Annotated in this window: 10 protein-coding genes; 8 read left to right on the plus strand and 2 right to left on the minus strand. The window is 71.0% G+C overall.

All coding sequences use genetic code 11. The features are described 5' to 3' along the window. Positions 1-277 precede the first annotated feature (277 nt). The 5 genes from hsaA to E2651_RS34940 are packed head-to-tail and all read left to right on the plus strand — an operon-like array spanning position 278 to position 5,503. Entirely contained in the window at positions 278-1,465 is a 1,188-nt protein-coding gene (hsaA, locus tag E2651_RS34920) for a 3-hydroxy-9,10-secoandrosta-1,3,5(10)-triene-9,17-dione monooxygenase oxygenase subunit (RefSeq protein WP_135335276.1), read from the plus strand. Beyond that, a complete protein-coding gene (gene hsaD, locus E2651_RS34925; protein ID WP_245239425.1) occupies positions 1,462-2,334 on the plus strand; it encodes a 4,5:9,10-diseco-3-hydroxy-5,9,17-trioxoandrosta-1(10),2-diene-4-oate hydrolase in 873 nt (290 codons plus the stop codon). Before hsaA ends, hsaD begins: the two co-directional genes overlap by 4 nt. Before the next feature lie 36 nt (positions 2,335-2,370). Further along, positions 2,371-3,267: a VOC family protein gene (locus tag E2651_RS34930; protein ID WP_135335277.1), complete on the plus strand. Its 897-nt coding sequence runs from the start codon at positions 2,371-2,373 to the stop codon at positions 3,265-3,267. Further along, positions 3,255-3,830, plus strand: coding sequence for a flavin reductase family protein (locus E2651_RS34935; protein WP_245239426.1), 576 nt, complete (start codon positions 3,255-3,257; stop codon positions 3,828-3,830). Before E2651_RS34930 ends, E2651_RS34935 begins: the two co-directional genes overlap by 13 nt. After that, positions 3,827-5,503 (plus strand): FAD-dependent oxidoreductase, encoded by a 1,677-nt coding sequence (locus E2651_RS34940; RefSeq protein WP_135335278.1) that lies wholly within the window; start codon positions 3,827-3,829, stop codon positions 5,501-5,503. The genes E2651_RS34935 and E2651_RS34940 overlap by 4 nt, the downstream gene beginning before the upstream one ends. Positions 5,504-5,615: 112 nt before the next feature. On the opposite strand, the gene E2651_RS34945 is transcribed toward E2651_RS34940, so the two are convergent. Both E2651_RS34945 and E2651_RS34950 read right to left on the minus strand, forming a co-directional pair. Then, entirely contained in the window at positions 5,616-6,563 is a 948-nt protein-coding gene (locus tag E2651_RS34945; RefSeq protein WP_135335279.1) for a tyrosine-protein phosphatase, read from the minus strand. A gap of 209 nt (positions 6,564-6,772) precedes the next feature. Continuing rightward, the gene (locus tag E2651_RS34950) at positions 6,773-7,291 is read right to left on the minus strand and encodes a MarR family transcriptional regulator (RefSeq protein ID WP_135335280.1); all 519 of its coding nucleotides are present in this window, start codon (positions 7,289-7,291) and stop codon (positions 6,773-6,775) included. Positions 7,292-7,420: 129 nt separating this feature from the next. Here E2651_RS34950 and E2651_RS34955 point away from each other — a divergent pair, with 129 nt between their 5' ends. From E2651_RS34955 to E2651_RS34965, 3 genes are all read left to right on the plus strand, one after another. Continuing rightward, the gene (locus tag E2651_RS34955; protein WP_135335281.1) at positions 7,421-8,860 is read left to right on the plus strand and encodes an MFS transporter; all 1,440 of its coding nucleotides are present in this window, start codon (positions 7,421-7,423) and stop codon (positions 8,858-8,860) included. Positions 8,861-9,122: 262 nt separating this feature from the next. Then, positions 9,123-9,326, plus strand: a complete 204-nt coding sequence (locus tag E2651_RS34960) for a cold-shock protein (RefSeq protein WP_135335282.1) — start codon at positions 9,123-9,125, stop codon at positions 9,324-9,326. A gap of 94 nt (positions 9,327-9,420) precedes the next feature. Further along, positions 9,421-11,013 (plus strand): DEAD/DEAH box helicase, encoded by a 1,593-nt coding sequence (locus tag E2651_RS34965; RefSeq protein ID WP_135335283.1) that lies wholly within the window; start codon positions 9,421-9,423, stop codon positions 11,011-11,013. Positions 11,014-11,109: the final 96 nt, after the last annotated feature.

Here is an 11,109-nt window from a genome sequence, read left to right on the forward strand (position 1 = left end):
GCCACATGTTGTACAGACAACTCCTTCATTACGGAGGGGGCACGTGACGCGGTGGTGAACGGTGGGCGAAGCGTGCGATGCGATTTCCGGGCGGCCGAGGGCGGCCGAGGGCGGCGGAGCGCGGCGGAGCGCGGCGGAGGGCGGCAGGGGGAGGAGGGGCGGCAGGTGCGCCGCCGAGGGTCCGTTCCCGCTCAGTGGGAGCCCGGTATTTCGTTTCGGAACACCGCCTCGTACGGTCCTCGGACCCGCACACCGAGCTCATCGAGAGGGGACCCGCATGAGCGACGAGTCAGCGCAGTCCGCAGAAGAAGTCCTCCAGGCGGTCCGCGCCCTGGCCCCGGCGCTCCGGGAGCGAGCCGCCGAGACCGAGGCCGCACGCAAGGTGCCCGAGACGTCCGTCAAGGAACTGGAGGAGGCCGGCTTCTTCCGCCTCCTCCAGCCCAAGGCGTACGGCGGTCTCGCCGCCGACCCCACGCTCTTCTACGCCGCCGTCAAGGAGATCGCCAAGGCCTGTGGCTCCACCGGCTGGGTCGCCTCCGTCGTCGGCGTGCACCCCTGGCATGTCGCGCTCTACGACCCGCGCGCCCAGGACGAGGTGTGGGGCGCCGACCCGGCGACCCGCATCTGCTCCTCGTACGCCCCGACCGGCAAGGTCACCGCCGTCGACGGCGGCTTCACCATCAGCGGCACCTGGCGCTTCTCCTCCGGCTGCGACCACGCCGACTGGGCGCTGCTCGGCGGCCTGGTCACCGACGCCGACGGCCGCCCCGTCGACATGCGGACCTTCCTCGTGCCGCGCTCCGAATACCGCATCGACGACGTCTGGGACACCGTCGGCCTGCGCGGCTCCGGCTCCAACGACATCGTCTGCCAGGACGTGTTCGTGCCCGAGCACCGCGCGCTCAGCTTCGGCCCCGTGACGGCCCTCGACGTCCCGGGCCACGAGATCAACCCCGAGCCCCTCTACCGCCTTCCGTACGCCACCGTCTTCACCACCACCATCGCGACCCCCATCGTGGGCATCGCCGAGGGCGCGTACGAGGGCTATGTCGCCGCCACCCGCGAGCGGTTCCGCGTCTCCTACGGCCAGCAGGTCGCCGAGGACCCCTTCGCGCAGCTCCGGATCGCCCGCGCGGCCAGTGACATCGACGCCGCCTGGCTCCAACTCTCGCGCAATGTGAGTGAGTTGTACGAACTGGCCGCGCGGGGCGAGGAGTTGCCGATGCCGCTGCGCGCCCGTGCCCGGCGCGACCAGGTCCTCGCCACCGAGCGGGCCGTGGGCGCCGTCGACCTGCTCATGGAGAACGCGGGCGGCAGCGCGATGCGCACCGGACCCCACGTCGTCCAGCGCGCCTGGCGCGACGTCCACAACGGCCGCGGTCACGCCGCCAACGACCCCGAGCGGGCCCTCGTCCTCTTCGGGCAGAGCGCACTCGGCCTCGACATCCAGGACACGATGCTGTGATCACCACTCCGTCGCATGTGACGTACGAGAACACCTCGAAGACCGTCAAGGCCGCGCACCTGACCCTGCACTACCACGAGGCGGGCCCGGCATCCCCCGACGCGCCGGTCGTCATCATGCTGCACGGCGGCGGCCCCGGAGCCTCCGGCTGGTCCAACTTCGGCGGCAACCTGCCGGTCTTCGCCGAGCACTTCCGTACGCTCCTGATCGACCAGCCCTGCTACGGCAAGTCGGACAAGCCCGAGCTCCACCAGGACTTCTTCTCGTACGCGGCCGGCAAGGTCGCCGCCCTGATGGACGAACTGGGCATCGCCCGCGCCCACTTCATCGGGAACTCCCTCGGCGGCGGCACCGCGACCCGGATGGCGCTCGACCACCCGGAGAAGGTCGACAAGCTGCTCCTGATGGGTCCCGGCGGGATCTCCCTCAACCTCTTCTCCGCCGACCCGACCGAGGGCATCAAGCGGCTCTTCGAGTTCAGCCAGAGCCCGGAGCCGACCCGCGAGCAGATGCGGACCTTCCTGACGACCCTCGCGTACGACCCCTCGATCGTCACGGACGAGCTCGTCGAGGAGCGGTACGCCCAGGCCGTCGACCCCGAAGCCCGCGTCGGCAACGCCCGCATGGCGGCGTCCTTCGCCAAGTGGCCCCAGGACACCCTGCTCTGGCGCGAGGCCCACCGCATCACCCGGCCCACGCTGCTCACCTGGGGCCGCGAGGACCGCGTCAACCCGTTCGACGGCGGCCTGCTCGCCCTGAAGGCCATCCCGGACGCCCGGCTCCATGTCTTCCCGCACTGCGGCCACTGGGCGCAGACCGAGAAGGCGGACGAGTTCAACCGCCTCGCCATCGACTTCTTCTCGCACTGAGACCACTCGGTTCAGACGACCCAGAGGACTGTGACCATGGACATCCGCTCCCTCGGCTATCTGCGCATCGAGACGGCCAAGCTCGACGAGTGGCGTACGTACGTCCTCGGCATCCTCGGCATGGCCGAGGGCGCCGACTCCTCGGACGGCGTCCTCAACGTCCGTATCGACGACCGGATCCGCCGCTTCTCCTTCGTCGCGGGACGCCAGGACCGGCTCCTTTCGGCGGGCTTCGAGGTGGCGAACGCCAAGGCGCTCGCCGAGGCCGCCGCCGAACTCGAAGCCGCCGGGGTCGCCGTCAAGCCCGCCGACGAGACGACCCTCGCCGAGCGCCGCGTGCAGGGCCTGATCCACTGCGCGGACCCCGCGGGCAACCCCCTGGAGATCTACTGGGGCCAGGCCCAGGACCACACCCCGCTCGCCGCCCCGTACGGCAACCGCTTCGTGACCGGCGACGGCCTCGGTCTCGGCCATGTCGTCATGCCCGCACCGAACATGGACGAGGCCGTCGACTTCTACGAGAACCTGCTGGGCTTCCAGCTGCGCGACCGCATGAAGCTGCCGCCCGTCGCCGTGCCCACCGGCGCGCCGGGCCACGACTTCTACTGGATGAACTTCCTCAGCCCCAACGCCCGCCACCACAGCCTCGGCCTCTACCCGGGCGCGCTGCCGCCCGGCATCGTGCACTTCATGGTCGAGGTGGAGCGCCTGGACGACGTCGGCTTCTGCCTGGACCGGATGAACCGGGCGGGCATCCCGATCGCCTCGACCCTCGGCCGCCACTCCAACGACCACATGGTGTCCTTCTACGCACAGGCGCCGGGCGGCTTCCAGGTCGAGTACGGCTGGGACGGACTGATCGTCGATCCGGCCACCTGGACCGCGAAGGAGATCACCTCCGACAGCTTCTGGGGCCACCAGTGGAACGGCTGAACTCCACCGAGCTGGACTCCACCGAGCTGGACTCCACCGAGCTGAACTCCACCGAGCTGAACTCCACCGAGCTGAACTCCACCGAGCTGAACTCCTCCGACTTCCGGAATGTGCTGAGCCGCTTCGCGAGCGGCGTCACCGTCGTCGCCTCGCTCGACGAGCGCGGCGCGCCGGCCGGCCTCGCCTGCCAGTCCTTCGCCTCGCTCTCCCTGGACCCGCCGCTGGTTTTGCTCTGCGTCGGTACGTCCTCGACGAGCTGGCCGAGCATCCGGCGCGCGGGCAGGTTCGGCGTCTCGATCCTCGCCGAGGAACAGCGGGACGTCTGCGCGGCGCTCGGCCGCAGGGGCCCGGACAAGTTCGCGGGCGTGGAGTGGGAGGCGTCCGCCCAGGGCGCCGTGCGCATCGCGGGCGCCCTGGCCACCGTCGACTGCGAACTGCAGACGGTCCACGAAGCGGGCGACCACTACGTGGTGACCGCCCGCGTCCTCGGCCTGACCGCCCGCGAGGACGGCACCCCCCTGCTCTACTTCCGCAGCGACTACGCCACCGGAGTCTTCGCATGACGCAGCAGAAATCCGAAGAACCGCACTGGGACCACGAGTACGACGTCGTGATCGTCGGCTCCGGCGCCGCGGGCCTCGCCGCCGCCGTCACCGCGGGACTGCGCGGCCTGACCGCCCTGGTCGTGGAGAAAACCGACCTCTACGGAGGCTCGACGGCCCTCTCCGGAGGCGCCATCTGGGTGCCGGGCAACTTCCACCTCGACGCCGCGGGCCTCGGCGACACCCGTGAGAAGGCCCGCGCCTACCTGGACGCGACCGTCGGCGACCGCGTCCCCTCGGAGCGCAAGGACGCCTACCTGGAACACGGGCCCCGCATGGTCCGGGAGTTCCACGACAGGACCGACATCCGCTTCATGTACACACCCGGGTACGCGGACTACTTCCCCGAGGCGCTCGGCGGCATGGCGCAGGGCCGCTCCATCGAGCCGTGCATCGTCGACTTCAAGCGGCTCGGCCCGCTGCGGCACTCCATGCGCCGGGCCGGACTGCCCACGTACGGGCTCACCATGACGTCGTACGACTTCCGCTTCCTGAACATGGTCAGCCGGACCTGGGCGGGCCGCCGGCGCTCGCTGCGGGTCGGGATGCGCGCGGCCAAGGCGCTGGCGAGAGGGCAGCAACTGCTCTCCCTCGGCGAGGCGTTGATCGCCCGCATGCGGATGTCCATGGCGACGCTCGGCGGCCACCTGTGGCTGAGCACCCCGCTCACCGGCCTGGTGGAGGAAGGCGGCCGGGTCACCGGCATCCGCGTCGTCCGCGACGGCAAGGAGCAGGCGATCCGCGCGCGCGGCGGCGTGGTCCTCGCTTCGGGCGGCTTCTCGCACGACCAGGAGCTGCGCGAGAAGCACCTCCCCGCGCCCACCTCCACGGCCTGGACCCACTCCTCGGAGGGCCAGGTCGGCGACGCGCTGCGCCTGGGCGAGGAACTGGGCGCCGCCACCGACCTGTTGGACAAGGTATGGGGCGCCCCCTCGCTCTGCCCGCCCGGCGAGAAGCCGTTCTTCCTGGTCGCCGACCGGGGCATCCCCGGCATGGTGATCGTGAACGCGGCGGGGGAGCGGTATGCCAATGAGGCGGCCCCGTACCACGCGTTCGTGGACGCCCTGTACGCCGCCGACAAGGAGGAGGCGACCACGGTCCCCTCCTGGCTGATCCTCGACGCCCGCTCCAAGGCCCGTTACATCTTCGCGGGCCTCTTCCCCGGCCAGTCCTTCCCCAAGAGGTGGACGCAGAACGGCTTCCTCCACCAGGCCCCGACCCTGGAGGAACTCGCCGCGAAGCTCGCGGCTCCCCGACTCCCGGCCACGGTGCGACGCTTCAACGGCTTCGCGGCGACCGGCAGGGACGAGGACTTCGGCCGCGGCGACAGCGTCTACGACCGCTACTACGGAGACCCGACGCTTCTGAACCCCAACCTCGCCCCCCTGGACAAGGGCCCGTTCTACGCGGTGCCCGTCCACCCCGGCGACATCGGCACCAAGGGCGGCCTGGTCACCGACGCCCACGCGCGCGTGCTCCGCGAGAACGGCACGCCCATCGCGGGCCTGTACGCCTCGGGCAACTGCTCGGCCGCCGTCATGGGCGAGACGTATCCGGGACCGGGCGCGACGATCGGCCCGGCCATGACGTTCAGCTGGGCGGCGGTCGACGACATCGCGGCAACCGCCGGCTGACGGACCCGTTGGGGGAGTTCCCGATGCGGCTCGTGGCGGCGCGGGCGCGGGGGATCGTCGGCTGACCCCCGCGCCCGCGCGGCGCACACTTCGTCTTAGTCGACCATGCGCTCTAGTCGACCATCCGCTCGCGCAGCGCGAGAATCGTCCGGGTGTCGAGGCCGAGCCCCTTGCGCAGATAGCCGTCGAGGCTGCCGTACTCCTTCTTCACCTCGTCGAGCGCCGTCTCCAGATAGCCGGTGCGGACCTCCTGGAGCGGGATCAGCAGATCGGGGTTCTGCATCATCCCGCTCTGCTTCAGGCTCTCGCGCACCTTCGCGTCGTACGCGGCCCGATAGGTGTTGGACGCCAGATAGTCGCCCACGGCGGCGCGCTCGGGGACACCGATGGCGCGAAGCAGCAGATAACTGGTCCAGCCGGTACGGTCCTTGCCCGATGTGCAGTGGTAGAGCAGCGGTGCCGCGTCGCCGCCGTGTGCGATGTCGCGCAGCGTCGCGGCGAACTGCGCGCGGTTGGTGCCGTCGGCGACGAAGGTGCGGTAGACGTCGCGCATGAAGGCGTCGGCCTTGCCGTTGCCCAGCATCTCCTCCTGTTTGACGGGGTCCTTGGAGCCGATCACGGTCATCAGCATGGTGAACAGACCGTTGTCGTTCACCGCACGGGAGGTCGCGGTGAGCCCGGCGGGCAGCTTGTCGGTGCCGTCGTACCGCACCTCCGCGGGCACCCGGAAGTCGATGACCTTCTTCAGGCCGAGCTTGGCGAGGGTGCCGACATCGGCGTCGGTCAGCTTGGCGAGGGCGTCGGCACGGAAGACCTGGCCGTAGCGGACCCGGTCACCGTCGTAGGTGCGGTAGCCGCCCAAGTCTCTTACGTTGACGGCTCCTTGGAGCGGTATCTGGTGTACGCCGTCGGATGCGGGGCGGGGATGGTGCGGGGCGTGCCGGGCGGTGCCGCGCTCGGCGGCCGTGGGCTCGGCGTGGGCCGCCCAGGCGGGCAGGGTGCCCAGGGCGATCGCGGAGATCGCGACGCCGACCGCTGTGCGCGTGCGGGCGATGTGCATGTGGGGCCGCCTTCCGTTCGGTAGCGGTCGCTCATGGCCACTCGTCGTTCAACCAACCAAGCGATTGTTTGGTCGAAGGTAGCGGGGCGTCCGTGCGTGGGGAAGGCGTGTGCGGCGACTATCTGACGAGGCGTTACTTTCGCGGGTGACAGGTGTCACCGCGATGTAAAGAGTGCCCCGTATGGGCCCTTGTGGCGTCCGCTGCTCCGCTACTCGGCGAGCCGGGCGGTGGCCCGGCGCTGGCGCTCGGTCGCCCCCTGGAAGAAGCGGATCACGGTCTCCAGCTCGGCGACCGTGAACTCCTCGCAGAGTTCGTCCACTTCGCGCTTCCAGTCCTCGAAGACGGCGGCCAGGTCCGCCAGCTTCTCGCGCCGGATCTCGATGAGCACCCGCCGCTTGTCGGTGGGGTGCTTGACCCTGCGGACGAAGCCCTTGCCCTCCAGGCGGTCCACGAGGCCGGTCACCGAGGCCGGGGCGAGCTCGGTCCGCGCGGCCAGCTCCTTCGCGGTGAGCGGCCCGCCGCGCTCCAGCAGGTCGAGGGTCTTGCTCTCGGTGGCGCTGAGGCCCTGCCGGGCGGCGACGGCGGAGTGGAACATCACCGTCGCCGCGCTGTTCTCGCGCCCCGCGGCAGTGAGGCGCTCCACGGCGTCGGTGCGCTCCTTCGGGGCCTCGGCCCTCGTCTTGGCCTCGGTCTTGTCGCCGCCCGTGCCGCTGCTGCTGCCGCTCATGGAACGAGCCTAGCAAATATTTCGTTCGGACGAACGAAAGGCTTGTGATCACCTTCCGGCCCGTGCAAGTCTTTCGTTAGGCCGAACGAAATAAATCCGCGGCCCACCCCCGGAGCCCCTGGAGCCGACATGACAGCGACCCTCGCCACCGATCCGCCCACCACGGGCACGACACCCCACCCCCGACGCTGGGCGGCCGCCGCCGTGATGATGGTCGCCGCGCTGATGGACCTGCTCGACGTGACGATCGTCAATGTCGCGATCCCGTCCATCGGCCGCGACCTCGGAGCGTCCGAGAGCGCCCTGCAGTGGATCGTCTCCGCGTACCTCCTCGGTTTCGCCGCGACGCTGATCGTCGCCGGGCACCTGGGCGACCGGTACGGCCGCAAGGTCCTCTTCCTGACCGGCACGGCGGGCTTCGGCCTCGCGAGCCTGGGCTGCGGGATCGCCCAGTCGCCCGGCCGGCTGGTCGCCGCGCGTGCCGTGCAGGGCGTCATGGCCGCCCTGCTCATGCCGCAGGTGCTCGGCTCCCTGAGGACGCTCTTCCAGGGCAAGGAGCGGGGTGCGGCCTTCGGGATGTACGGAGCCGTGGCGGGGTTCGCGTCCGCGATCGGGCTGCTCCTGGGCGGCGTACTGACCGACGCGGACCTCTTCGGCCTCGGCTGGCGCTCGGTGTTCCTGGTGAACCTGCCCGTGGCGGCCGCGACCTTCGTGGCGGGGCTCTTCCTGGTGCCGGCCACGCGCGAGCGGTCCGCCGGGCGCCCCGACGTCCTCGGCAGTCTCGTCCTCGCCGCGTCACTCGTCGCCGTCGTGCTGCCGCTGGTCCAGGGCCGCGCCAACGGATGGCCGCTGTGGGGCTGGATCTGCGTCGCGGCGGGCGTGTCGGCGCTCGTCGGCCTCGCGGTCGTCGAAGGCAGGCGCCGCTCGCACACGACCGTCCCGCTGCTGCCCTCCCGCGCCTTCCGGCTGCCCGCCTTCTCCGTGGGCGTCGTCGTGCAGCTGCTCTTCGCCCTTGGCATGCAGGGCTTCTTCCTGGTCTTCGCGATCTGGCTGCAGGGCAGCGAGGGCTACACCCCGATGCAGGCCGGCGTCGTGACCGTCGCGTTCTCCGTCGGCGGCTTCCTGACCGCGCCGGTCGCCGACCGGCTCGCGGTGCGGTTCGGGCGGCTGGTCCTGGTCGCCGGTTCGCTGATGATGGCGGGCGGCTTCGCCTGGGTCTGGTCGGCGGTCGCCGCCTCGAGCGAGCGGCACACCGGGGCGTGGCCGCTGGTGCCGGGCCTCGTGGTGGCCGGTGCCGGGCTCGGATTCCTCGTCGTACCGCTGGTGAACGTGGTCCTCTCCGCGGTGCCCGCCGACATCGCGGGCGGGGCGTCCGGGATCTTCTCGACGGCTCAGCAGTTCGGCGGCGCCCTGGGGGCGGCACTGATCGGCACCGTGTTCTTCGACCACGCATCGTCGGGCCCGACCGAGGCGCTCAGTGCGGCGATGCCCTGGGTGGCGGCGGGCTTCGCGCTCTGCGCGGTGCTGTGCCTGGCGCTGCCACGGCGGGCGGCCTTGCAGCCGGAATGAGGCCGGAGTGGGGCCGGAGTGGGGCCTGAGTGAGGGAAGTGGCGCAGGTCACGCGGGCGGTCCGGAACAAGGGCCGCCCGTGGGCGTGTTATCGTTATGTGTTGCAGTTTTGGTACCCATGAACATGATGTGCGCCTGACGGGAATGCTCCGAAGGCGCATTGTTTGTTTTACCGGTCTTTCCGGGGTGGGGGTCATTGCAGCGCTGGGATATCCGCAAAACCGCGGGCATCCGTACTCTGCCCCTGTCTTAGGAGATTGACATGGCAACTGGCACCGTGAAGTGGTTCAACTCGGAAAAGGGCTTCGGCTTCATCGAGCAGGACGGCGGCGGCCCCGACGTCTTCGCCCACTACTCGAACATCGCGTCCTCCGGCTTCCGTGAGCTCGTCGAGGGCCAGAAGGTCTCCTTCGAGGTCGCGCAGGGCCAGAAGGGCCTGCAGGCCGAGAACATCGTTCCCGCCTGATCGTCGTAGCACGCGAACCTCTTAGCCGGGGCCCGCACCCGAAAGGTGCGGGTCCCGGCTTGTGCTGTCACCAGGTCCAGGAAGGCATTTCCGTATGAATCGCTCCGACCGCCCTGCGCGTCCTGCCCGCAGGCGCTCCACGAACGCACGCGGAAAGGCCCCGGTGGCCGGCGGCGGCCAGGCGAAGGGCGCCGCGAAGAAGCCGGGCCGCGCGAAGGCGAGGCCCGTGCAGGGCGAATTCGCGCTGCCCGAGAGCATCACCCCCGCGCTGCCCGCGGTCGAACAGTTCGCCGACCTGGACATGCCGGAGGCGCTGCTCAAGACGCTGGCCGCGCAGGGCGTGACCGAGCCGTTCCCGATCCAGGCCGCCACGCTCCCCAACTCCCTCGCGGGACGCGACATCCTCGGCCGCGGCCGCACCGGCTCGGGCAAGACCCTCGCCTTCGGCCTCGCGCTGCTCGCCCGCACCGCGGGCCGGCGCGCCGAGCCGCGCTCCCCGCTGGCCCTGGTCCTGGTGCCCACGCGTGAGCTCGCCCAGCAGGTGACGGACGCGCTGACGCCGTACGCGACGTCGGTGAACCTCCGCATGTCGACGGTGGTCGGCGGCCTCTCCATCACCAAGCAGGCGGGCACGCTCCGCCGCGGCGCCGAGATCATGGTGGCGACCCCCGGCCGTCTCAAGGACCTGATCGAGCGCGGCGACGCCGACCTCTCGCAGGTCCGTACGACCGTCCTCGACGAGGCCGACCAGATGGCCGACATGGGCTTCATGCCGCAGGTCACCGCGCTCCTGAAGCAGGTCGAGCAGGGCGGCCAGACGATGCTGTTCTCCGCGACGCTCGACCGGAACATCGACCGCCTGGTCCGGATGTTCCTGACCGACCCCGTCGTGCACTCGGTCGACCCGTCCGCGGGCGCGGTGACGACGATGGAGCACCACGTTCTGTACGTCGCCGACGAGACCGACAAGAAGGCGGTCGCGCTGCGTATCGCCGCCCGTGAGGGCCGGGTGATCCTCTTCCTGGACACCAAGCGTGCCGTCGACCGCTTCACCAAGCGTCTCCTTGCCAACGGCGTGCGCGCCTCCGGTCTGCACGGCGGCCGCTCGCAGCCGCAGCGCAATCGCACCCTCGACCAGTTCAAGAACGGTCTTGTCACCGCGCTGGTCGCCACGAACGTGGCGGCGCGCGGCATTCACGTCGACGACCTCGACCTCGTCGTGAACGTGGACCCGCCGACCGATCACAAGGACTATCTGCACCGGGGTGGGCGCACCGCCCGTGCCGGTGAGTCCGGCAGTGTCGTCACGCTCGTACTCCCCGACGAGAAGCGGGAGATGACGCGTCTCATGTCCGACGCGGACATCAGCCCGAACATCGCGCGCGTGAAGTCGTCGGACGAGGAGCTCACCCGCATCACCGGTGCGCGGGAGCCGTCCGGTGTGCCGGTGGTCATCGAGGTCCCGCAGCAGCAGGCTGCTCCGCAGAGGGGGCGGCGTCGGCCCGCGGGCCAGGGTGGTGGGCAGCGGCGCGCTCGCTCGGGCGGGTCCCAGTCCCCCCGGGGCGAGGGCGGCCAGGGCCAGCCTCGGTCCACCGGCGGCGGTTCCGCCACCGGTGGCGGCGGTGGCCGTCCCCGCCGCGGTGGCGGCGGCGGCCGAGGCGGCCCGTCCCGCCGAAGCGCGGCGTAGGGCTCCGCCCGGGGGTGCGGGACGTCTGAACCCGCAGCCCCGGCTCACCGAACAGGCCTTTCCCGCCCGATTGCCCCGCAGCCGGGTGGGTGGGGG

The sequence above is a fragment of the Streptomyces sp. MZ04 genome, assembly GCF_004684775.1.
In the GTDB taxonomy this organism is placed as follows: domain Bacteria; phylum Actinomycetota; class Actinomycetes; order Streptomycetales; family Streptomycetaceae; genus Streptomyces.

Excerpts from the sequence above, each read along its gene's own strand:
- E2651_RS34930 (WP_135335277.1), top strand. The coding sequence starts at position 2,371 with ATGGACATCCGCTCCCTCGGCTATCTGCGCATCGAGACGGCCAAGCTC.
- E2651_RS34960 (WP_135335282.1), top strand. The coding sequence starts at position 9,123 with ATGGCAACTGGCACCGTGAAGTGGTTCAACTCGGAAAAGGGCTTCGGC.
- E2651_RS34965 (WP_135335283.1), top strand. The coding sequence starts at position 9,421 with ATGAATCGCTCCGACCGCCCTGCGCGTCCTGCCCGCAGGCGCTCCACG.
- E2651_RS34945 (WP_135335279.1), bottom strand. The coding sequence starts at position 6,563 with ATGCACATCGCCCGCACGCGCACAGCGGTCGGCGTCGCGATCTCCGCG.
- E2651_RS34950 (WP_135335280.1), bottom strand. The coding sequence starts at position 7,291 with ATGAGCGGCAGCAGCAGCGGCACGGGCGGCGACAAGACCGAGGCCAAG.
- E2651_RS34955 (WP_135335281.1), top strand. The coding sequence starts at position 7,421 with ATGACAGCGACCCTCGCCACCGATCCGCCCACCACGGGCACGACACCC.
- E2651_RS34940 (WP_135335278.1), top strand. The coding sequence starts at position 3,827 with ATGACGCAGCAGAAATCCGAAGAACCGCACTGGGACCACGAGTACGAC.
- hsaA (WP_135335276.1), top strand. The coding sequence starts at position 278 with ATGAGCGACGAGTCAGCGCAGTCCGCAGAAGAAGTCCTCCAGGCGGTC.